General features: G+C 72.1%; 13 protein-coding genes. 4 read left to right on the top strand and 9 right to left on the bottom strand.

Annotated elements, in window-relative coordinates; all coding sequences use genetic code 11:
- Nucleotides 1-78 precede the first annotated feature (78 nt).
- Entirely contained in the window at nt 79-1,146 is a 1,068-nt protein-coding gene (locus ACZ6NC_RS03280) for an alpha/beta hydrolase (protein ID WP_465728444.1), read from the bottom strand.
- A gap of 392 nt (nt 1,147-1,538) precedes the next feature.
- Here ACZ6NC_RS03280 and ACZ6NC_RS03275 point away from each other — a divergent pair, with 392 nt between their 5' ends.
- Complete coding sequence (locus ACZ6NC_RS03275; protein ID WP_465728442.1) at nt 1,539-2,333, top strand: SDR family oxidoreductase; 795 nt, start codon at nt 1,539-1,541, stop codon at nt 2,331-2,333.
- 132 nt (nt 2,334-2,465) lie between these two features.
- Here the strand turns inward: ACZ6NC_RS03275 and ACZ6NC_RS03270 are convergent, their stop codons facing one another.
- The 6 genes from ACZ6NC_RS03270 to pulA form a co-directional block, all read right to left on the bottom strand.
- Complete coding sequence (locus ACZ6NC_RS03270) at nt 2,466-2,687, bottom strand: hypothetical protein (protein WP_465728440.1); 222 nt, start codon at nt 2,685-2,687, stop codon at nt 2,466-2,468.
- Between the two features lie 132 nt (nt 2,688-2,819).
- Nucleotides 2,820-4,565 carry a carbohydrate-binding module family 20 domain-containing protein gene (locus tag ACZ6NC_RS03265; RefSeq protein WP_465728438.1) on the bottom strand — a complete coding sequence of 582 codons (1,746 nt, stop codon included), beginning with the start codon at nt 4,563-4,565 and terminating at the stop codon, nt 2,820-2,822.
- Between the two features lie 457 nt (nt 4,566-5,022).
- Nucleotides 5,023-5,361: a P-II family nitrogen regulator gene (locus tag ACZ6NC_RS03260; RefSeq protein ID WP_465728436.1), complete on the bottom strand. Its 339-nt coding sequence runs from the start codon at nt 5,359-5,361 to the stop codon at nt 5,023-5,025.
- Nucleotides 5,358-6,683, bottom strand: a complete 1,326-nt coding sequence (locus tag ACZ6NC_RS03255; RefSeq protein ID WP_465728434.1) for an ammonium transporter — start codon at nt 6,681-6,683, stop codon at nt 5,358-5,360. The genes ACZ6NC_RS03260 and ACZ6NC_RS03255 overlap by 4 nt, the downstream gene beginning before the upstream one ends.
- Nucleotides 6,684-6,984: 301 nt before the next feature.
- A complete protein-coding gene (locus ACZ6NC_RS03250) occupies nt 6,985-9,318 on the bottom strand; it encodes a M4 family metallopeptidase (protein ID WP_465728432.1) in 2,334 nt (777 codons plus the stop codon).
- 554 nt (nt 9,319-9,872) lie between these two features.
- Complete coding sequence (pulA, locus tag ACZ6NC_RS03245; RefSeq protein ID WP_465728430.1) at nt 9,873-15,374, bottom strand: pullulanase-type alpha-1,6-glucosidase; 5,502 nt, start codon at nt 15,372-15,374, stop codon at nt 9,873-9,875.
- Nucleotides 15,375-15,694: 320 nt separating this feature from the next.
- Here pulA and ACZ6NC_RS03240 point away from each other — a divergent pair, with 320 nt between their 5' ends.
- On the top strand, nt 15,695-16,660 hold the full coding sequence (locus ACZ6NC_RS03240; RefSeq protein ID WP_465728428.1) for a phosphatase PAP2 family protein: 966 nt from the start codon (nt 15,695-15,697) through the stop codon (nt 16,658-16,660).
- 108 nt (nt 16,661-16,768) lie between these two features.
- Here the strand turns inward: ACZ6NC_RS03240 and ACZ6NC_RS03235 are convergent, their stop codons facing one another.
- Complete coding sequence (locus ACZ6NC_RS03235; protein ID WP_465728426.1) at nt 16,769-19,792, bottom strand: bifunctional [glutamine synthetase] adenylyltransferase/[glutamine synthetase]-adenylyl-L-tyrosine phosphorylase; 3,024 nt, start codon at nt 19,790-19,792, stop codon at nt 16,769-16,771.
- Nucleotides 19,793-20,208: 416 nt separating this feature from the next.
- On the opposite strand from ACZ6NC_RS03235, the gene ACZ6NC_RS03230 reads away from it, so the two are divergent.
- Complete coding sequence (locus ACZ6NC_RS03230; protein WP_465728424.1) at nt 20,209-20,976, top strand: class E sortase; 768 nt, start codon at nt 20,209-20,211, stop codon at nt 20,974-20,976.
- 195 nt (nt 20,977-21,171) lie between these two features.
- Here ACZ6NC_RS03230 and ACZ6NC_RS03225 read toward each other — a convergent pair whose 3' ends face one another.
- A complete protein-coding gene (locus ACZ6NC_RS03225; protein ID WP_465728422.1) occupies nt 21,172-21,639 on the bottom strand; it encodes a hypothetical protein in 468 nt (155 codons plus the stop codon).
- 6 nt (nt 21,640-21,645) lie between these two features.
- Here ACZ6NC_RS03225 and ACZ6NC_RS03220 point away from each other — a divergent pair, with 6 nt between their 5' ends.
- Nucleotides 21,646-22,635: a hypothetical protein gene (locus ACZ6NC_RS03220; protein ID WP_465728420.1), complete on the top strand. Its 990-nt coding sequence runs from the start codon at nt 21,646-21,648 to the stop codon at nt 22,633-22,635.
- Nucleotides 22,636-22,665: the final 30 nt, after the last annotated feature.

The raw sequence follows: 22,665 nt of genomic DNA, 5'->3' as shown, positions 1-22,665 counted from the left end.
GCGGCCCGGCCGCCGGAAAAGCGTCGGCGCCGGGGGCCACGGGGGCACTCCCGGCGCCGGCGGCGCGGCACGATCGGATCAGTCGCTCGCCGGGCCCGCCAGGTTCTTGCTGAGCCACTGCAGGGCGTCCGGGATCATCTTCTTGAAGTCGCTGGTGAGGTGCTTGCCACCGGGCTGCTCGTAGTACTCGACGGAGAGTGGCGGCGCGGCCTTGGCGGCCCACGCCTTGACCAGCTTGGTCTCGTACCCGTTGGCACCGCCGGCGGTGGCCAGCATCTTCACGTCGGCCTTGCCCTGAGCGACCATCACGTCGGGGCTGTTGGCCTGGCGCTCGGCCTCGTGGCCCTTCCAGAACCCGGAGTCCGGGTTGAAGTAGCCGTCGATCGGGACGGCGGCCTTGAACTTGTCCGGATGCTGGAGCGCGAGCTTCGCACTGCAGAAGGCGCCGGTGGAGGCACCCATCAGGCCCCAGCCGTCACGGCCCTTCACGGTGCGGAAGTTGGCGCGGACGAAGTCCGGGATGTCCTCGGCCATCCAGGTGCCCATCTTGGGCTGGCCCGGGATGTCGGAGCAGTCCAGGGCGTTCTTCTCGTCGGAGGTGAAGTTCTGCACCGGCATGACCATGATGAACGGGTGCGCCTTGCCGGCCTTCGCCAGCTCGGCGTCCTCCTGCTGGATCGGCAACTGGTCGTCGGTCCAGGTGTTGTAGCCGTTGCTCTGGCCGCCCGCGTAGAGGGTGAGCACGGGGAAGCCGGTCTTGGCGAACTTCGGGTCGTTGTACTCGGGCGGCAGCCAGACCCAGACCTTGCCGGAGACGCCCGACTTGGGACCGGCCAGCGTGGTCACGAAGATCTGGCCGACGGGGGTGTCCCGGGCCTTGGCGAGGGCGGTGGTCGGACCGGTGGGCATCAGGACCCTGCCCGAGGCGGTCGGGGTTGCGCTGGTGGGCGCGGCGGAGGTGCTGCCGCCGGCCGTCGGGGTTCCCGGGGCGGTACTGCCGCTCGCGCTCGCCGTGCCGGTGGCCTTGGCGGAGTCCCCCTTCTTGCCGCCGCTCTCCGTACTGCCGCAGGCTGCCAGCGAGGCGGCCAGGGTGAGGGCGGCGGCGCCGGTCAGGACGGCGCGAATACGGGTGAGCTGCGGCTGCACGGTGAGGACTCTCCGACCGGTGTCGCGCCCGCTCCGTCGGGAGTCGGGCGGTGGCCCCCGGGTGGGGCCGGACATGCCCGGGGCACGACATCGTCCGTGACCCCCGGGAGGCGGCGCGCCGTCCCTCGCGGTGGCGTGCCGTCCTGCGATCTTATGACGTGGGCCGGGGCGGGCCGGTTGCGGTACGACCGACGTCAATCCAATGTTTGATCCCGATCCGGTAAAGGTTTTCGAGGCCCCCGCCGATCGACGGGGAGACGCCCCCGCCGGACGGCGGGGAACACAGCCGCACGGGCGCCGGGCCCGCCGCGCTTTGGGCCCTCGCACCAGTGACTCCGTGAGCCGGATCGGGGACGATCAGCTCGCCCGTACCACCGTCCGAGGAGTCCGCCATGCCCCAGCAGATCGCCGTCGTCACCGGAGCCGGGAGCGGGGTGGGCCGCGCCGTGGCCGTGGAGCTGGCCGCCGCCGGCTGGCGGCTGGTGCTCGCCGGACGGCGGGAGGCGCCGCTGCGGGAGACGGCCGGACTCTGCGATGCGGCCGCACCGGGGGCGGCGGACGGGGCGGACGACGGCGGGGCGGACGGCGGCGGGGCGGCCGTGGTGCCGACCGACGTCACCGATCCGGCGGCGGTGGACGCGCTCTTCGCGACGGCCGCCGAGCGGTTCGGCCGGGTCGACCTGCTGTTCAACAACGCCGGGACATTCGGCGCGCCGACCCCGGTCGACGAGCTGGATGTCTCCGAGTGGCGGGCCGTGGTCGACCTCAACCTGACCGGGGCCTTCCTCTGCGCGCGGGCCGCGTTCCGGCAGATGAAGGCCCAGGACCCGCAGGGCGGCCGGATCATCAACAACGGCTCGATCTCGGCCCACGTGCCGCGCCCGCAGTCGATCGCGTACACGGCGACCAAGCACGCCGTGACCGGGCTCACCAAGTCGCTCTCGCTGGACGGCCGCCCGTACCGGATCGCCTGTGGGCAGATCGACATCGGCAACGCCGCGACCGACATGACGGCGGTGATGAGTGTCGGCGTCCGGCAGGCGGACGGGCGGGTCGCGGTCGAGCCGACCATGGACGTCGCCGACGTGGCCCGCACCGTGCGGCACATGGCGGGGCTGCCGCTGGAGGCCAATGTGCAGTTCGCCACCGTGATGGCGACGGCCATGCCCTATATCGGGCGCGGCTGAGGCAGTTGCGGGGGGGGTACGGCGGTCCGGGCTGCGGGCGGTTCGGGCTGCGGCGGTTCGGGGCTTCGGTACTCCCGTGCTTCGGCGCTCCGGGGTGAGGCGGTCCGGGGCCGGGCCCCCTCGCGGCCGGCGCTACTCGTCGTGGGAGTACCGGTAGCGCGGCCGGGCGCCGTCCTCGTCGAGCCGGTAGACGCTGGTGGTCGGCCAGTACTCGCCGGCCTCGGTGGCGGGCAGTTCGGCGCGGAGCACCATCCGCAGTGAGGGCGGCGGGGCGGCGGCGTTGACGCGTTTGCGGTGGCCGTCCCAGCGGCCGCCGCAGAGTTCGATGTCGAGGACGACGGGGATGGTTCTCATCCCGTGATGCTGGCAGCGTTCACCCGTCACGGGAGGTTTAAGTCCGCGACGCCACCCGCAAGGGGGAACCGTCGAACGACGGGCTGACGGCCGCCTCTCTTCCGTCGGAAGGGAGGCGGCCGTCAGCACCGGTCACGAACGCCAGGTGTCGTTCAGCGTCACCGCGCCCGAGGCGGGCACCGTCGCGGCGCGGTTGGCGCCGGACTCCCAAGTGACGTTGCCGGCGGCGTCCTTGCGGATGTACTTGTACTCGAACGCCGTCCCGGCGGACATCGCCACGTCCAGCTTCCAGACCGGGTAGGCCGCCGAGGAGAGCAGCAGCGCCTTTCCGGTGTCCCAGCTGCCGAGCGCCGCGGTGCTGCCGGTCACGTAGATGTTCTGGCCGAGGACGGTGGTCGCGTTGACCGCGAAGGAGGCGCCGCCGCTCACCGGGGTGCCGCCGCCGGAGCCGCCCGGCGCGCCCACGTACAGCGCCACGGCGTCGCCCGCGCCGACGGTCGCGGTGAACCGACCGTCCGAGCCCACGGTGTACGACGGCCCCGTGCAGCCGCCCGCGGCCGGGTCGCCGTGCTGGACGTCGCAGTACGAGCCCGCCGGCAGCGAGGTCTGGAAGGTCTGGGTGACCGGGCCGGACTCGCGGTTGACCGCGACGAAGCCCTTGCTGCCGCGCCCGAAGGCGATCGCGTTGTTGCCGTTGGACCACCAGTTGGTGATCCCGGTGCCCGCCACCGCGTTGCGGAAGCCGACCATGTTGGCCACCTGCCGCCATGCGTGCGTGCAGTTCCAGCCGTCGCTGTAGCAGGCGTTGACGGTGCCGCCGTTCGGCGGGCCGTCGTCGTGGCCGGTGAAGGCGTAGCCGGAGTAGACGTTGGGCGCGCCGTACGGGTGGGCCAGCATGAAGACGTTGGCCAGGGTGTAGGCGGAGCCGTCCTTGTAGGTCAGGGTGGAGCCGTTGCGCTCGGTGTCCCAGTTGTCGACGAAGGTGCGGGCCTTGTCGCCCGGCAGCAGGCCGGAGCCCCAGTTCGCGAGGTCGGCGATCCGGCCGCCCTGGAAGGCGCTCTTCAGCCAGGTGCCGGAGCGGAACTCGTCCACGTCGCCGGTGCCGGTGTACTCGGAGGGCTGGATCGGCTCGCCCGCGCCGTAGATGACCTCCTGGACCCAGTACGCGTTGGGGTTGGCCGTCTTCGCCTTGATCGCGGCGAGGTCGGCGGCGGCGATGTGCTTGGCCGCGTCGATCCGGTAGCCGTCGACGCCGAGCGAGGCCAGGTCGTTGAGGTAGCCGGCGATGGTCTGCTGGACGTAGGCGCTGCCGGTGTTGAGGTCGGAGAGGTTGACCAGCTCGCAGTTCTGCACGTTGGAGCGGTCGCCGTAGTTGCTGATCGCGGTGCGGCAGGAGTGGAAGTCCTGGTCCTGGTAGTACCCGGGGTAGTTGTACTTGGTGTAGTTCGTCCCGCCGGTGCCGGTGCCGGAGCCGGCCGACATGTGGTTGATCACCGAGTCGGCGACCACCTTGACGCCGGCCGCGTGGCAGGTGTCGACCATGCTCTTGAAGGACGCGCGGTCGCCGAGGCGCCCGGCTATCTTGTAGCTGACCGGCTGGTAGGAGGTCCACCACTGGCTGCCCTGGATGTGCTCCTGGGGCGGCGAGACCTCGACGAAGCCGTAGCCCTTCGGGCCGAGTGTGTCGGTGCAGGCCTTGGCGACGGAGTCGAAGCGCCACTCGAAGAGGGTCGCCGTGACGTCCTTGCCGTTGCCGGGCGGGGAGGCCTGGGCGGGGGCGGCGCCGAACGCCGCGGTGAGCGAGAGGGCGAGCGCCGCCGAGGCGGTGAGCGCGCCGGCCGTCCGGGCAGGCCGGCGGGTGGGGGCGGTGGTGACCACGATGTCTCCTGGGGGCTGGGGTGGGGCAGCCTGGGGTACCGCTCGTGAAAGCTTGCTGAAACTTTCTGGAAACTTGCAGCGCTGAACCTAGAGTCGTGATCAGAGCCCGTCAAGGCCTTGGAAGCAACGTTTCTGCAGCTCCGGAAAAGTCGTATGCGACCTTCCTGCCCGTCACCGCGATCACCAAGGACGGGCGTGGACGAACAGCCGCATCGGACGAGCGGCGCAGGGGGGACGAACGGGCGGGGCGGGGGACGCGGGGGCGCGGCGCTCTGGATGCGCTACGACGACGGGCGGGGCGCCGGCACGGTCCCGGTCGAGGTGCACGGCCCGGCCTCACAGGCCGTCACGCCGCCCCGAGGGGCCCGCGGCGCGCCGGCGGCAGACCGCCGCCGGCCCGGTGGCCGGAGGTGCCCGGGACGGACCCAAGGTGCCCGGGACGGAGAAGCAGGGGGTCCTACACCGCGTCCGGCCCGCGTTCGCCGGTGCGGACCCGGACGATCGACTCCACCGGTACGGCCCAGACCTTGCCGTCGCCGATCTTGCCGGTACGGGCAGCGCGGACGATCTCCTCCATCACCCGCTCGGCGTCCTCGTCCTCCACCACCACCTCGATCCGGGCCTTGGGCACCAGGTCGATCCGGTACTCGGCGCCCCGGTAGATCTCGGTGTGGCCGTGCTGCCGGCCGTACCCGCTGGCCTCGGTGACGGTCAGTCCGTGCACGCCGATGGCCTGCAGCGCGTTCTTGACCTCGTCCAGCTTGAACGGCTTGACGATCGCGGTGATCAGCTTCATGCGGAGGGGGCCCTGTCGGACGAGTGCGTGAGCACGGTGGTGGTGGCGTGGGCGGTCGTGCCGTGCCCGAGGACGCCGTGATCGTACGCGGTCTCGGCGTGCACGGCGAGGTCCAGGCCGGTGAGTTCGTGCTCCTCGCTGGCGCGGAAGCCCATCACGCGGTCGACGGCCCGCCCGATCCCGTAGGTCGCGGCGAAGGCGTACACCGCGACGGCGAGGATCGCCACCAGCTGCTTGCCGAGCTGCCCGAGGCCGCCGCCGTGCAGCAGGCCGGCCGGGCCGCCGGTCATCGCGGCGGTGGCGAACAGGCCGATCAGCCCGGTGCCGATGACGCCGGCCACGAAGTGCACGCCCACCACGTCCAGCGAGTCGTCGAAGCCGAACCGGAACTTCCAGCTGACCGCGTACGAGCAGACCACACCCGCCGCCAGCCCGATCACCAGCGCGCCGGGCAGGTCGACGCTGCCGCACGACGGGGTGATCGCGACCAGGCCGGCCACCGCGCCCGAGGCGGCGCCCAGCGTGGTGGCGTGGCCGTCCCGGCGCTTCTCCACCAGGAGCCAGCCGAGCAGCCCGGTACAGCCCGCCGCCTGGGTGTTGAGCAGTGCGGACGCGGCCAGGCCGTTGGCGCCCAGCGCCGAGCCCGCGTTGAAGCCGAACCAGCCGAACCAGAGCAGGCCCGCGCCGAGCAGCACCAGCGGCAGGCTGTGCGGGCGCATCGCCTCCTTCCGGAACCCGATCCGCGGGCCGAGCAGCAGCGCCAGGGCCAGGCCGCTGGCCCCGCAGTTGACCTCGACGACGGTGCCGCCGGCGAAGTCCAGCGCGCCGAGCTTCGACAGGATCCAGCCGTCGGGCGCGAACACCCAGTGCGCCACCGGGACGTAGACCAGCAGCGTCCAGACGGCGGTGAAGGCCACCCAGGAGCCGAACTTCGCCCGGTCCGCGATGGCTCCGCTGATCAGCGCGGCGGTGATGATCGCGAAGGTCAGCTGGAAGGTGGCGAACAGCACGGTGGGCACGTGGCCGGTGAGCGAGGAGGGGGTGATCCCGGCCATCCCGAGGTGCTCCGGGCCGCCGATCAGGCCCCAGCCGCCGGCGTCCCGGCCGAACGCGAGCGAGTAGCCGGCCAGCAGCCAGACCACGGTGACCACGGCGATCGAGACGAAGCTCATCATGATCATGTTGAGCACGCTCTTGGTGCGGACCATGCCGCCGTAGAAGAGCGCCAGCCCGGGGGTCATCAGCAGGACGAGCGCGGTGCTGGCCAGCAGCCAGGCGGTGTCACCGGTGTCGAGGCCGGGCGACGAGTCAGCCAGGAACATAGGGGGTGCCTTCCCAAAGGCCTGCGTGGACTGGGGGTGCCGCACGCAGTGCGCCCTCGGAAGGGTGGCGACGGGTGGGCGGGGTTCGCAGGTCGCGGTTGGGAGAGTGTCGCGAGGACGGATTTCCGGTCGCGGACGGACACGTTTCACCGGTGTTTCGTGTTGCCCGGCGGTTGCTCCGCAGTTGCCGGACGGTTTCCGAAAGCTCACCGGACCCGGCCGACGACACAGGGCCCGGCAGCAGTCGCTGCCGGGCCCCGCACCTGTCTTACCTGGTTCCGCCGGCGCTACCGGCCCGGGTTCAGCTGGTGGCGATCGAGGTGTCGTCGATCACGAAGCTCGTCTGCAGCGAGGAGTCCTCGGTGCCCGCGAACTTCAGGGTGACCGTCTGGCCCGCGTAGGACGAGAGGTCGAAGGTGCGCAGCTGGTAGCCGCCGGCCGCGTCCACGTTGGAGTAGGTCTTCAGCGCGGTGCCGTTGACCGTGACCGTCAGCTTGTCGTACACCGTCGAACCGGTCTCGGCCGTGTCGATGTGCAGGTAGAAGCTGAGCGACGCCTTGCAGCCGGCCGGGATGGTCACCGTCTGCGAGAGGTTGTCCGCGTGGGTCGAGCCGTAGCCGTTCAGCCAGGACTTCCAGGAGCCGCCGTGCGCGGCCTGCGAGGAGCTGTTGTCCACGACGCCGCTGGTGGCCGTCCAGGGGGCGGCGCTGCCGGTCTCGAAGCCGGCGTTGCCGAGCAGCTGGGCCGGGGTGCAGGTGCCGCCACCGCCGCCGGAGACGGTCCAGGTGAAGCTGGTGGTGCCGGTCTTGTTGGCGGAGTCCTTCGCGGTGACGGTCACGTTGTACGTGCCCGCGGCCGTCGCGGTGCCGGTGATCTTGCCGCCGGAGCTGATCGACAGGCCGGTCGGCAGACCGGTGGCCGAGAAGGTCAGCGGGGCGGTGCCGCCGGTGGCGGCGATCTGCAGGTTGACCGCGCCGTTCAGCGCGGTGCTCTGGTTGCCCGGGTTGGTGACGGTGACGCCACCCGGGTTCGGAGCGGTGCCCACGTTGACGCCGGCCCAGGCGGTGCTGACCGCGTTGAGCTCGGCGCTGCCCGCGCCGTACAGGTCGGTGGCCGCCTTCTCCGTCGCGGTGCGCGCCGCGGCGTAGTTGGTGGTGGTGGTCATGTAGGTGGTCAGCGCGCGGTACCAGACCGCGGCCGCCTTGTCCCGGCCGATGCCGGTGACGGCGATGTTGTTCTGGGTCGGCGAGTTGTAGCTGACGCCGTTGATCACCTTCGCGCCGCTGCCCTCGGACAGCAGGTAGAAGAAGTGGTTGGCGACGCCGGACGAGTAGTGGACGTCCTTGTTGCCGACGGTGGAGGACCAGTAGTCGGCCGAGCCGCCGTCCTTGGACGGCTTGTCCATGTAGCGCAGCGGGGTGCCGTTCCCGTTGATGTCGATCAACTCGCCGATGAGGTAGTCGGGGTTGTCGGTCGGGATGTTGGCGTAGAACTCGACCATGGTGCCGAAGATGTCCGAGGTGGCCTCGTTGAGGCCGCCGGACTCGCCCGAGTAGTTCATGTTGCCGGTGGCCGCGGTGACGCCGTGGCTCATCTCGTGGCCCGCGACGTCGAGCTCGGTCAGCGGGTGGGTGTTGCCCTCACCGTCGCCGTAGGTCATGCAGAAGCACTCGTCGTCCCAGAACGCGTTCACGTAGTTGTTGCCGTAGTGGACGCGGCTGAAGGCGCCGGCACCGTCGTTGCGGATGCCGTTGCGGCCGAAGGTGTTCTTGTAGTAGTCCCAGGTGGCCGCGACGCCGAAGTGGGCGTCGACCGCGGCGGACTCGCTGTTGGCGACGGTGCCGTCGCCCCAGGTGTCAGTGGACTTGCTGTACAGGGTGCCGTTGCCCGTGGTCCCGTGGTTCATGTTGGTGGTGTACATCCCACCGCGGGCCCCGTCCTTCAGCTGGAAGGCCGAACCCGACTGCGTCGTACCAACGGTGACGTTGCCGACGAAGACGCCCTTGCCGGTACCGGTCTGGATGCCCTCGAACTTGTGGATGACCTGGCCGGAGGTCGCGTCCGTGATGACGTGCAGCTTGCTCGGCGTGCCGTCGGCCTCGGTGGAGCCGACGACCGTCTCCCAGGCGAGGCGCGGGCTGTTGTCGGCGGCCCAGACCACCAGGCGGGGCGCGGCGGCCAGCGAGGAGCCCGACTCGGCGGCCAGCGCGGCGGACTGCGCGGCCGGCGCGGCCAGCTTCGGCGTGGTGCTCACACCGGTCAGCGCGGCGGTGCTGGCGCGGTCCACACCCTTGGTCGCGCCCGTGGCGGACTGGTGGACCACCAAGTCGCCGCCGAGGACCGGCAGGCCGTTGAGGGTGCGCTCGTACCGCAGGTGGCGGGTGCCGTCCGCGTCCTGGACGACGTCCTTGGTGACCAGCTTCTCCTCGCTGCCCAGGCCCAGGGTCTGGGCGAGGGAGGTGGTCTGCTGGGTCGCGGAGGCGATCAGCTGAGCGCGGCTCGCCTGCTGGGCGGCAACGGCTGCCGGGGCGTCCGGGGTGGCCGCCTGCGCGATGACCGGAATGCCGGTCACCAGCAGCGCGGTGGAGGCGGCCATGACAACCGCCGCCTTCCGGGCCTGGGTGTAACGGGACATGCGGACTCCTTTTCCGACCGGCGCGGGTTCGCGAACGGTGGAGAGAACCTGGCCGCAGGGTTGCGGCGCAGTGGGGGCCCCCGCCGCCGGGTTCGCGGCGCGGGTGCGGTTGCGGAGCAGTTGCCGAGCAAGTTCTTGACAGGGGACGCGCTGTTCGTGACCTGTGACAGCCGCACCGGGGGGTGGGGCCCCCTCGTCTGCAGCCGGAGGAATCGTGGCAGCAAACGAGTCGTTAATGACAGATGCATGCCACGGATTGGCCGATTAGCTACCGGACCCGTTCATCCGTCAGACCGGCATTCGTGTTACAGGCACACAAACTCTCGAAGACGGTTTTCATTACCACAGGAAAGGTTCGATCACCCTCGGCGGCCACTGACCAGCACTCAGGGCACGTCGGACGTCCGCATGGTGGACGGCAGCGCCGCGCGGGTGCGGCACGTCACCATTCAGGCCGTGCCAGGGTCGGATTTCGGCCACACCCGTCGGCGTCCGGTCCGGAACGCACCGGGCCCCGCTCCGGCCGGCGGAGCGGGGCCCGGTCTGGCGGCCCGTCAATGCTGGACGAACACCGCCACGGTGCGGCCGGGCACGGTGAAGGTGCCGGTCGCGGCGTCGAAGCCGGACTGCCGGACCACCTGGTCCACGCCGCCCGCCTGGACCGGGTGCAGCGCCTGCGCCGTCCCCTGCAGTGCGGCCACGGTCTGGCTCTTCGCGGCGGGCGTGGCGTTGAACACCACGGTGACGCCCTTCTCCGCGCCCGCCAGCCCGGTGCCGTCCAGGTGCAGCGTGATCACCCCGGGCGTCTCGCCGGCCGTGCCGGAGAGCGGGTAGGAGAGCCGCTGCTGCACGGCAGCGAGGGTGGACAGCGAGAACAGCGGCGAGCCCTGCTTGATCTGCAGGAACTGCTGGTACTGCGCGCTGGCCGCCCGGATGTCGGCAGCGCCCACCGTCAGCTTCGGGTCGGCCAGCAGGGACTTGGCGGCCGGCCACATCTCCTTGTTGTCGGCGGCCGGCGGCAGGCCCCGGCCCCAGCCGTTGCCCTGCGTGGCGTCCCAGTGGATGGCGTTGAACCAGTCCCCGGAGTCGTAGGAGTTGGCGTCCAGCGACTTGGAGCGCAGCAGGTCGCTGCCGGCCTGGGCGAAGCCCGGGCCCTGGGTCAGCGCGGTCAGCGAGAGCGCCAGTGCCTGCATCCGGGCCCGGTCGGCGGGCGCGGTGCCGGCCGGCAGCTTGTACGCCAGCGCGTCGAACAGGTCGGCGTTGTCGTGCGCGTCCACGTACTCGACGGCCTCTCCGGGCTTGGCCGCGTAGCCGGTCGGGGCACCGTTGTAGTCGACGCCCGCGCCGGTGACGCTCTTCCCGGAGCTGTCGGTGAAGCGGTAGCCGGCCAGGTTGCCGGTGAGCGCCACCTTCAGCTGGTCCATCTGCTTGAGCAGCCGGGCCTTCTGCTCCTCCGGACTGCCGTTGGCGGGCGAGCCGTTCGGGTCGGTGAACAGGCCCGAGGCGAAGCCCTGCTGCGGGGCCGAGGAGAGCTGGAAGTTGCCGCCGCGCGCCGCGTCCCGGATCCGGTCGTCGAAGGTGGCGATGCCGGTGCCGGCCATGTTGAGCTGGGTGGCCTGCTCGAACCGGGCGTTGTCCGCGACGACGCCGAAGTTCCAGCCCTCGCCGTAGAGGAAGACGTTCTTCCCGTCGACGCCGTCCGAGTCCGGGGTCATCTTCCGCAGCGCGGCCTGCACGTCCAGCATGGTGGACTTCGGGTCCAGGCCCATCAGGTCGAAGCGGAAGCCGTCCACCTTGTACTCGCGGGCCCAGGTGGTGACCGAGTCGACCACCAGGCGGTTCATCATGGCGTGCTCGGGCGCGGTGTCCGAGCAGCAGCTGTCGGTCGTCACCTTGCCGTTGGCGTCGAGGCGCTGGTAGTAGCCGGGGACGACCTTGTCCAGCACCGAGTGCTCGGCCTGGCCGCTGGCCGCGGTGTGGTTGTAGACGACGTCCAGGACCACGCGCAGCCCGGCCGCGTGGATCGCCTGCACCATCTGCCGGAACTGCACCGTCCGGGCGGTGCCGCCGGGGTCGGTGGCGTACGAGCCCTCCGGCACGTTGTAGTGCAGCGGGTCGTAGCCCCAGTTGTAGGCGTCATCGGCGGCGACGGCCGCCACGCACTCCTGCTGCTTCTCGCTGTCCGCCGCAAGGGACTTGAGGTCGCAGGCGGGCAGCTTCTGCTCGGCCCGGTTCTCCCGGATGGTGGCGATGTCGAAGGTCGGCAGCAGGTGGACGGTGGTCACGCCCGCCTTGGCCAGCTCGCGCAGGTGCTGCATGCCGGCCGACTGCGACTCGGTGAAGGCCAGGTAGGTGCCGCGCTCGGCGGCCGGCACGGTGGTGTCCTCGACCGAGAAGTCCCGGACGTGCAGTTCCTGGATCTGCTGCTGCGCGGGCGGCACGGCCTTCGGGACGGTGTGGTTCTCCCAGCCCTGCGGCTTGAGCTCCTTGGCGGCGAGGTCGGCGACCAGGCTGCGCTTCGAGTCGGTGGAGAGGGCCACCGAGTACGGGTCGGTGACGGTGTTGACCACCAGCTTCCGGACGCTCGGCGCCCAGACCTTCACCTGGTACAGGTAGTACTTGCCGTCCAACTCGGCCTTGTCGCGGACGAGTTCCCAGACACCGGTCTCGTCGTCCCGCTTCAGCGGCACCGTCTTCGGCGTGCCGCCGGCCGGGCCGTCGAAGAGCTGGACGGAGACCTCCTGCGCGGTCGGCGCCCAGACCGAGAGCGCCACCTTGCCGTTGTAGTAGGCCGGGCCGAAGTCCACGCGGCCGGTGCGGCGCGCGTACAGGTCGTCCAGCACGCCGGGGGTCTGCACCCCGGTGGCGGCCAGGGCGGCGCCGCTGGGCAGGTGCTCGGTGAAGAGCAGCTGGCTGCGGAGGGCCTGGGCGACCCGGCCGGTGTCCCGCTGGTCCACCGTGAAGGCGCGGTAGCCGGCCAGGTGCGGGTACTTGGCCTTCTGCGCGTCGGTGAGGCCACCGGGGGCGGGCGTCAGCCGGATCCACTGGCCTGGCTTGCTCAGCACGCCCTTGTCGGCCGTGATGGCGCCCTCGGGGTCGTACACCAGCTGGGCGCTGGTCCCGCCGGCCAGGGCGGCGTCGGCGGCACCGTAGGTGGCCGGGACGACCACCGTCCGGGCGTCGATCCACTGGGCCTTGGCCGAGCCGAGGTCCACCTGCGAGGAGGCGGCGGCGTTCTGCGGCAGCAGGTAGCCCTCGCGGCCGCCGAGGATCCAGACCTCGTGGCCGTTGACGGCGAAGTCCAGCGACTGGTCGCCGGGCAGGTCCTTGTCGTTGCCCTTGTGCAGGATGTAGCTGAGGCTGGTCGCGCCGGGGGCGAGCGGCACCTCGAAGACGGCGCCGAAGGCGTCGCGGCGCACCGGCTGCAGCGGGTTGCCCCAGTCGGTGGGGTTGGCGGCGCCGGTCCAGTCGTGCAGGCCCCAGCCGTCGTAGTCGCCGTCGGCCCGGTTGTAGTGGATCACCGCGGTGTTGGCGGGCTGAGTGTTCACCGGCCCGGGGTTGGCCGTCCGGACGGCCGGGTCCCCCTCCTTGAGCCAGATCTCACCGCCGGTGCCGACATCGAGATGGCGGTCGGCGTCCACGTCCTTGACGCCGTCCTTCTCCACGATGAAGCCCACGTCGGAGGCGCCCGGCTTCAGCTTCACGTAGGCGAAGGCGCCGTACGCGTCCCGGCCGGTGAAGCCGTGCCCGGCCGGCCAGGGGGTCGCCTCGCCGTCCGCGAGGTCACCCCAGGCATAGAGGTTCCAGCCGTCGTAGTCGCCGTTCTTGCGCTGGTAGTGCACGACGGCGTACGGGCGGGCGGTGGCGCTGGGCACCGGCTTGGGTGCGGGGGCACCGGTGGTGAAGCTGCCGGTGGCGGAGCGCAGGTGGCCGGCGGAGTCCTGCACCACGGCCTTGTACCGGACCACCGTGCCGGGGGCGACGGCGCTCAGGTCCTGCGTGACCCGGTACGTACCGGTGTCGGAGGTGCCGAGCACCTGCCAGGGCGCGTCGCCGATCTGCGTGGCGAAGGAGACCCGGTTGAAGCCGCCGCCGTCGAGGTCGGCGCCGATGGTGACGGTGCCGGACGAACCGTCGGCCGGGGCCTTCACGGTGATCGCCGGCGCGGCCGCGACGGGGGCCAGCCTGCCGGCCGCCTTGAGGACGACGGACGACAGTGCCGGCACGGTGACGGTGACCTTGCGGTCCGCGCCGCTGGTCAGCCGCTCCCCCGCCGCCGGGTAGATCCGGTCGAAGCCCTGGCCCGCCGAGAAGGTGTCCAGGGTGACGGTCTTCGCCTCGGTGGCGTTGTTGACCGCGACCAGGTACTCGACCTGCTGCCCGGCGTCGATCCGGGAGAAGGCGTACACGCCCGCGCCGTCCGCGGCGTACCGCTCGATCTGGGCGCCGTCGGCGAGCGCCGGGTGGTCGCGGCGCAGCTTGGCCAGTCCGGCGATGCCCTGGTAGAGCTCGCCGCCCTGCCCGTAGCGCTCGGCGGAGCCGGCGGTGCCGCCGAGCACCCGGTCACTGTTGTAGGAGGGAGTCTGCGAGGCGAAGAGATCCTGCCGGGCGTCCTTGTCGCCGCCCGCGCCGGTGAAGCCCTGCTCGTCGCCGTAGTAGACGACGGGCTGGCCGCGGGTGAGGAACTGCAGCTCGTTGCCGAGCCGGTCCTTCTTCAGCAGGGTGGCCTCGTCGGCGCCCTGGTTGTCGCCGAGCAGGAAGGAGCCGAAGCGGCCCATGTCGTGGTTGCCGAGGAAGGTGGGCAGCTCGTAGGCGTCGGTGTCGGCGGTGGTGTAGCGGTAGTCCTGCCCGTACACCTCGGCCAGGTTCTTCGCCGAGCCGCCCTGCGAGACGTAGGAGCGGGCGGCGTTCTGGAACGGGAAGTCGAGCGTGGCCTGGAGCCTGCCCTTGGTGACGTACGGCGAGGTGACCGCCGGGTCGACGGAGTAGACCTCGCCGAACATGAAGAACTTCTTGTTGCCCTGCTTGGCCGCGAAGTCCTTGAGCGCGGGCGCCCACTGCTGCCAGAAGGCCATGTTGACGTGCTTGACGGTGTCGATCCGGAAGCCGTCCACACCGGCGTCCTTGACCCACTGCTGGTAGACCTTCTCGAAGCCCTGCACCACCTTGGGGTTCTGGGTGTCGAGGTCGTCCAGGCCGGAGAAGTCGCCCTCGGTGGCGGACTCGCCCACGAAGGTCGAGTCGCCCCGGTTGTGGTAGAGCGCGGGGTCGTTCAGCCAGGCCGGCGTCTTGGCGTTGGCGTCGGCCGGGTTGCGGAAGACCGGGCTGTACGGGAACGAGTCCTTGGTCAGCTTCGGCCAGGCGGCGCCCGCGTCGGCGACCGCGGTCTCGTCCACCGGCCGGCCGTCGGCGTCCAGCACCGGGTAGGCGCCGGCGGAGCGGTAGCCGTACTGCTGCTGCTGGTAGTCGATGACGTCGGCGGTGTGGTTGGTGATGACGTCGAAGAAGACCTTGATGCCCCGCTGGTGCGCCTTGGCTATCAGCTCCTTGAGCTGCTCGTTGGTGCCGAAGTGCGGGTCGACCTGGGTGAAGTCCGTGATCCAGTAGCCGTGGTAGCCGGCCGACGCGTTCTCGCCCGCGCCCTGGACGGGCTTGTTCTTGAAGATCGGGGCCATCCAGATGGCGGTGGTGCCGAGGTTCTGGATGTAGTCGAGCCGCTGGATCAGGCCGGCCAGGTCGCCACCGTGGTAGAAGCCCTTGTCGGCCGGGTCGAGGCCGTGTTCCAGCCTGCTGCCGACGATCCCACCGGTGTCGTTGGCGTGGTCCCCGTTGGCGAACCGGTCCGGCAGGACGAAGTAGAACTGCTCACGGGTGAGGTCGTGGCGTCCGGCGGTGGCGGCGAGCGCGGCGTCCGAGGGCGGGGCGGGCGGGGCGGCGGCGAACACGGCCGGGGCGGTGCCGAGGGTGGCGGCGGTCAGCGAGGCGGCGAGCAGCACGGCCGTGCGGCCGGGTCTGCGGGTGGTGCTCCGCCGGCGGCGGGGCGGGACATCGGCCACTGAGGGCTCCCTGCGGGGGAAAGGGGTGATCGAGTTGCCAGGACGCTAGCGGTCTGCAATATGTTTCAGCAAGATGCAGAAACCGTTTCGCGCGGGGAAAATCCGCTCGTCGTACCGCTGCCCCGACCCCCGATTGCGCCGGTCGATCCACCCGGCGTGACAATGGGACGTATGCCCGTCCCGCCGGTTAGCACCAGTCCCAGCCTCACCCCCTACCCCGGTGGGAGAAACCCCCTAACCCTCAAGGGGGACAGCCGGTGAAGAATCCACTTCCAGAGGATGAGCAGACGGCTACGGGACGTCTGGCAGACTTCTCGGTCATGGGGGAACCTACCGAGATCCAGCAGCCCGGCGCCGAGCGCGTCGACGCGGCCCACGGTGGCGGTTCCGAACCGGCACCGGCCGGGCTCGGCCGGCTGCCCGACGGAGCCACCCGCGCCGCCCAGTCACGCTCGGCGGCGCTGCGCAGCCGCATCCGTGAGCAACGCCGCTCGCCGGCGCGGCCACGGATCTGGTTCGAGCTGGCACTGATCGGGATCAGCTACTGGGTCTACTCCCTCGTGCGCAACGCGGTGCCCGAGCAGGAGGCCATAGCCCAGAAGCACGCGAGCCTGATCTGGGACTTCGAGCAGAGCTTCGGCGTCGCGATCGAGCGCTCGGTGAACCACGCGATCGACAAGGTCTCGTGGCTCATCGTCGGGATGAACTACTACTACGCGACGCTGCACTTCGTCGTGACCATCGGCGTCCTGGTCTGGCTCTACCGCCAACACCCGGGACGCTACGTCGCGGCCCGCACGGTGCTGTTCGTCACCACCGGCATCGCGCTGGTGGGCTTCTACTTCTTCCCGCTGGCACCGCCCCGGCTGATGACCGACGGCGGGTTCATCGACACCCTGAAGGTCCACAACACCTGGGGTTCGATGGCCTCCGGTCCGGCCACGCACGTCTCCAACCAGTACGCGGCGATGCCCTCGATGCACATCGGCTGGTCGATGTGGTGCGGGCTGGCGATCTTCTTCCTGGCCCGCCGGACGTGGGTCCGGGTGCTCGGCCTGCTCTACCCGGCGGCCACCCTGCTGGTGATCATCTCCACTGCCAACCACTTCTGGATGGACGCGGTCGGCGGTGAGCTCTGTCTGCTGGTGGGCTTCCTCGCGGCCCGCTGGCTCTACCACGTCTGGCCCTACAAGCTGCCGAGGGTCCCGGCCCGGGAGACGGAGGAGGAGCCGATCACCGTCCCCGAGCAGTGGAGCTCCCCCGAGGTGAGCGCCGGGCGGCGCTGACCTCGCGTACGCCTCTCGAACGGACTGACGGGCCCGGTGAGCGATCACCGGGCCCTTCCGCGTCCCACCGGGAGAGCGACACTCACCCGTCGCCCGCGAAGAGCCGGCTCACCCGTAGAACAGCCGCTCCACCACCGCCCGGGCCCGCCGGGTGGTCCGCCGGTAGTCGTCCACCAGCTCGCCGCTGTGCCCGGCGCCGTAGCCGAGGTAGCGGGCCACCCCGGCCAGCTCCCGGGCGTCCGCGGGGAAGCTGTCCCCCGACCGCCCGCGCACCAGCATCACCGCGGACCGCACCCGCGAGGCCAGCACCCAGGCCGCGTCCAGCACCGCCGCGTCCTCCGCGCCGACCAGCCGGGCCTCGGCGGCGGCCGCCAGCGCGGCCCTGGTCCGCGTCGTCCGCAGGGCCGGCAGCTCGTGCCCGTGCTGGAGCTGGAGCAGCTGGACGGTCCACTCGACGTCGGCCAGCCCGCCCCGCCCGATCTTGGTGTGGGTGGTCGGGTCGGCCCCGCGCGGCAGCCGCTCGGCCTCGATCCGGGCCTTGATCCGGCGGATCTCCACCACGTCCCGCTCCGCTACGCCGGCCCCCGGGTACCGCAGCGGGTCGATCAGCTGCCGGAACCGCGCGCCCAGCTCCTCGTCCCCGGCGACCGGCTCGGCCCGCAGCAGCGCCTGGCTCTCCCAGGCGTGCGACCAGCGCCGGTAGTACGCCGCGTACGAGGCCAGGGTGCGCACCAGCGGCCCGTTGCGGCCCTCCGGGCGCAGGTCGGCGTCGACCTCCAGTGGCGGCTCGGTGGACGGCGCGGCCAGCAGCGCGCGCAGCTCGTGGCAGACCGCCTGGGCGGCCTTCGCGGCGTCGTGCTCCAGCGAACCGAGCAGCGGCTCGTGGACGAAGAGCACGTCCGCGTCGGAGCCGTAGCCGAGCTCGTGCCCGCCGAACCGGCCCATGGCGATCACCGCGATCCGGGTCGGCAGGCCGCCGTGCCGGGCCTCCCAGCCGGCGATGCAGGCCCGCAGTGCGCCCTGCAGGGTGGCCGCGTTCAGCGCGGTGAGCGCCTCCCCGGCGGCGTCCAGGGCCTCGGCGGGGTCATCGCCGAGCCGGCCGAGCACGTCGGCGGCGGCGGTGCGGAACAGCTCGCGGCGGCGCACCGAGCGGGCGGCGGCGACCGCCGCGCCGGCGGTGTCGGCCCGGCCGACGGCGGCCAGTATCTCCTGCTCCAGCCCCGCCCGGCCGCGCGGTACCAGGCCCTGCGGGTCGCCCAGCATGGCCACCGCCTCGGGGGCGCGCAGCAGCAGGTCGGGGGCGAGCCGCCCGGCCGAGAGGACCCGGGCGAGCTGTTCGGCGGCGGCGCTCTCGTCGCGCAGCAGCCGCAGGTACCAGGGGGTGCGGCCGAGCGCGTCGGAGACCTGGCGGAAGTTGAGCAGCCCGGCGTCCGGGTCGGCCGAGTCGGCGAACCAGCCGAGCAGCACCGGCAGCAGCGTCCGCTGGATGGCGGCCTTGCGGCTGACGCCGGAGGCCAGCGCGGACAGGTGGCGCAGCGCGGCGGCCGGGTCGGCGTAACCGAGCGCCTCCAGCCGGGCGCGGGCGGCGTCCGGGGTGAGGCCGGCCGCGCCGGGCGGCAGTTCGGCGACGGCGTCCAGCAGCGGCCGGTAGAACAGCTTCTCGTGCAGCCGGCGGACCTCGACGGCGTGCCGCTTCCACTCCCGCTGGAGGGCCGCGACCGGGTCGGCCCGGGTGTCGTCGTTGATCAGTGGGGCGAGCGAGCGGGCCAGCCGGCGCCGGTCCTCCGCACCCTTGGGCATCAGGTGGGTGCGGCGCAGCCGGTGCAGCTGGATGCGGTGCTCCAGCGAGCGCAGGAAGCGGTAGGCGGCGTCCAGCGAGGCGGCGTCGGCCCGGCCGACGTAGCCGCCCCGGGAGAGCGCGGCGAGCGCCTCCAGGGTGTTGCCGCTGCGAAGGGCCGGGTCGGTGCGACCGTGCACCAGCTGGAGCAGCTGGACGGAGAACTCGACGTCGCGCAGCCCGCCGGGGCCCAGCTTGAGCTGGCGGTCCAGCTCGGTGGCCGGGATGGAGTCGATCACCCGGCGGCGCATCTGCTGGACGTCGGCGACGAAGTTCTCCCGGGCGGCGGCCTGCCAGACCATCGGCTCCAGCGCGGCCAGGTAGTCGGCGCCCAGCTCGGCGTCGCCGGCCACCGGGCGTGCCTTGAGCAGGGCCTGGAACTCCCAGGTCTTGGCCCACCGCTGGTAGTACGCCTGGTGGCTGGCCAGGGTGCGGACCAGCGGCCCGTTGCGGCCCTCCGGGCGCAGGTTGGCGTCCACCGGCCAGATGGTGCCCTCGCCGGTGGTGTCGCCGCAGAGCCGGGTGAGCGCGGCGGCGAGCCGGGTGGCGGCCTTGAGCGCCTCGTGCTCGTCGACGCCCTCCTGCGGCTCGGCGACGAAGATCACGTCCACGTCGGAGACGTAGTTGAGCTCGCGCCCGCCGCACTTGCCCATGCCGATGACGGCGAGGCGGCAGGCCCGGGCGGCGTCCGGATCCTGTTCGGCGGCGATGTCCAGGGCGGTCTGCAGGGTGGCGCCGGCCAGGTCGGCGAGTTCGGCGGCGGTCTGCGCGAGGTCGGTGGTGCCGGTGAGGTCGCGGGCGGCGATGGCCAGCAGGCAGCGGCGGTAGGCGACCCGTAGCGCGTCCGCCCGGTTGGTGTTCCCGTTGTCCCAGACACCCTGGTGGAGCGCGCGCAGGAAGTCGTCCGGGCCGGGGTGCATGTCGCGCAGCTCGAAGGTGACCAGGGCGTGCCAGTCGTGCGGGTGCCGGGCGAGGTGGTCGGCGAGCGCGGTGGACGCGCCGAGCACGCCGAGCAGCCGGTCGCGCAGCGGCTTCGAGGTGGTCAGGGTGTCGCGCAGGGTGTGCCGGTCCGGCTCGTCGGCGGCCTCCAGCAGGCGGGCCAGGCCGAGCAGGGCGAGGTCCGGGTCGGCGGTGGCACCGAGCGCGTCCAGCAGCACCGGATCGTCGGCCAGCCCCTCCAGGCCGGGCCCGGCGAGCAGCCTGACGGCCTGCGCCGGATCGGTGAACCCGCGCCGGACCAGCCTGATCTCCGGCCGGCTGACCCGACTCCCGGTTCGCTGCTCCTCCACCGCCATGGCCCCTCCATCCGCCCGCTCAGCAGGTTACGCGCCCTCACGGCGCCGCGCCGGGCGTGACCGCGGACCGGACCCCACCCGGCCGCCGGTGGACCGACCGGAGGGGCCCGACCGCCGGCGTGGCGTGTCGGCTTGCCCGCCCGTTCGGGGACGCGGTGAAGTACGCCCATGATCAGCCCGGACGCCCTCGGCGAGGGCGTCCCACCATGCCGCTCCGGTCCTCGCCCGCCGTAGGGACTCCCCGCTGACCGGCACGCCCGTCGCCGCCCTGACGGTCGTCCGGTTCTTCGTCCGGGGTCCGATCGGACCAGCCGACACCGGCGACGGCGGCGAGCGGACCAACCCCGGCTGCGGCGCCCCGCCGCTCTCCGCCCCCGACCCCGCCCCCGACCCCGACGCTGACCGAAGGACCGCCCATGGCGACCGAGCACCCGGCCGAGGCGCGAGCCCCGCACCGACGCCCCTTCCAGGTCGCGACCGGCGTACTCGGCGACCTGCTGTTCACCACGGGTGTGCTGCTCGCCCTGCTGGTCGCCTACTCACTGTGGTGGACGGACGTCACGGTCGCCCGCCACACGGGCCTCGCCGCCGAGCACCTGCGCCAGCGCTGGTCGGCGGCGGCCCCGGCAGCCCCACCGACCGGCACCGCGGACACCGCCGTCCCACCCCGTTTCGAGGCGGACGGCGGCATCGGCTTCCTGCACGTGCCCGCGGTGGGCGTCGGCTACCAGGTGCTGATCAAGATCGGCACCGACGAGGACACCCTCGCGGAGGGAGTCGCCGGGGCCTACACGAAGCCGTACAGCTCGGCCATGCCCTGGGAGCCACAGGGAAATTTCGCCCTCGCCGCCCACCGCGACGGCCACGGCGCGAAGTTCCACGACCTGGACCTGCTGAAGCCGGGCGACCCACTGGTCGTGGAGACCCGCGACCGCTGGTACGTGTACCGCGTCGATGCCACGCTGCCGAAAACCTCCAAGCACGACACCGGCGTCATCGCCCCGGTGCCCACCGGTTCCCCGTACACCACGCCGGGCCGCTACATCACCCTGACGACCTGCACGCCGGTCTACACGTCGCTCTACCGAATGGCCGTCTGGGGCAGCCTGGTCCGGGAGCAGCCGGTGGACCCGGACCGTACGCCGCCCCCCGAGCTGCGAAAGGAGGATCCCTCGAACGGGTGAAGGGGGGAAGCCGACCGACGGGCGGCCGCCCGCAGCGCACCACCCGTCGCCCGCTCGGTGCCCGCACCGCCCTTGAGCTCGACACCTGCTCCTCGTCCGGCCGTCCCGGTCGCGAGCGACCGGGACGGCGCCCCGCCGGACAGTCACGCAGTTCGGCCCGTGCACGCTACCCGGCACCCCGGGGGACGTGTCCGGTCATGCACGCCGTCGGCCGAGCCGCATCGCTGCCGCGCCCGCGGCGAGGAACGCGGCCGACAGGCCGAGCAGGATCGGCGTCCCCTGGGTACCCGTCTCGGCCAGCTCCCCGTGGTGGTGCCCGGCCGAGTGCTGCTCGCCCGCCGCACCGTGGTGACCGGCCGCGTACTCCCCGCCCCCACCGTGCTGCCCACCCGCACCGTGCTGCCCGCCGCCGTGGTGGGCCGTCTTGCTCGGCGTCCGCTCCTTCGCGACGAAGTTGACCTTGTTCAGGTTCAGGTTGTGCGAGGCCTGGTGGTTGGACTGGCTCTGCTGGTTGGACAGGTTGTTGGCCTGGGAGGCCGACTGGTTGTTCTGCGCCGAGTTCTGCGCGCTGTTCTGCGCGGAGTTGTTCGAGTTGCTGGCGGCGCTGTTGTTCGCGCTGTTGTTGAGGTTGTTCGTGACGACGTTCTGCACGTTGACGGTCACGTTGACGTGCTGGTCCTGACCCTGGTTCTGCGAGCCGCTCTGGTTCTGGCCCTGAGCCTGGTCCTGGCCTTGAGCCTGGTCCTGGCCCTGGCCCTGAGCCTGGTCCTGCTCGCCGCTCTGTCCCTGACCCTGGCCCTGCCCCTGGCCCTGACCGCCCTGACCCCCGTGGCCCTCGTGGCCGCCATGACCCTCATGGCCGCCGTGGTCGCCGTGGCCCTCGTGACCGCCATGGCCCTCGTGACCCTCGTGACCGCCGTGGTCGCCGTGATCGCCATGACCCTCATGGCCGCCGTGGTCGCCGTGGCCCTCGTGACCGCCATGGCCTTCGTGACCCTCGTGACCGCCGTGGTCGCCGTGATCGCCATGACCCTCATGGCCGCCGTGGTCGCCGTGGCCCTCGTGACCGCCATGGCCTTCGTGACCCTCGTGACCGCCGTGGTCGCCGTGATCGCCGGGGGGGCAGACGCAGTCGGGGGAACCGTGATCGCCGGGGTGGCCGTGCCCGCCTTCGTCGCAGTGCTCGCCGCCACCGGCCGACGAACCCTCGGGGAGCACGAGCTCCGGCGACTGAACCATCGGCCGACCGCGCTCGGTACCGCGCTCGGTACCGCCCTCGCCCGGCTGAACCGAGTCCTCCTGCTCGGCGGCGACGGCCTCGGCCGGCTCCGCGAGGCCCGGCTCCGAGCTGTCGACCGAGGCTTCGCCGGCCTCGGAGTCGCTGTCGGCCCGGTGGGCCGGGCGGACCACCGGCGCGGAGTAGATGGTGCTGCGACCGGTGAAGGTCCAGGCGTCGGCGGCGGAGCCGGTGTCCTCCTGGGCCAGGCGCAGGAGGCTGTCGACCCATTCGCCATGGGCCCCTGCCGCTTCGGCGGCTGCGCTGTGGTCGACGAGGGGCGAAGCGTAGGCCGTGCCGCCGGCGCCCCACGCGAGGGCGGCCGAGGCCAGTCCGGACAGAACCAGGGTGGTGATTCGAGTACGCATGACACTCCAGGATGATCCGCAAAACGGATCTTCTGAATACGCTCC

This window comes from Kitasatospora sp. NPDC041988 (assembly GCF_055588525.1).
The sequence above is the reverse complement of the archived record's forward strand: the minus strand, read 5'-3'. Positions and strand labels throughout refer to the sequence as shown.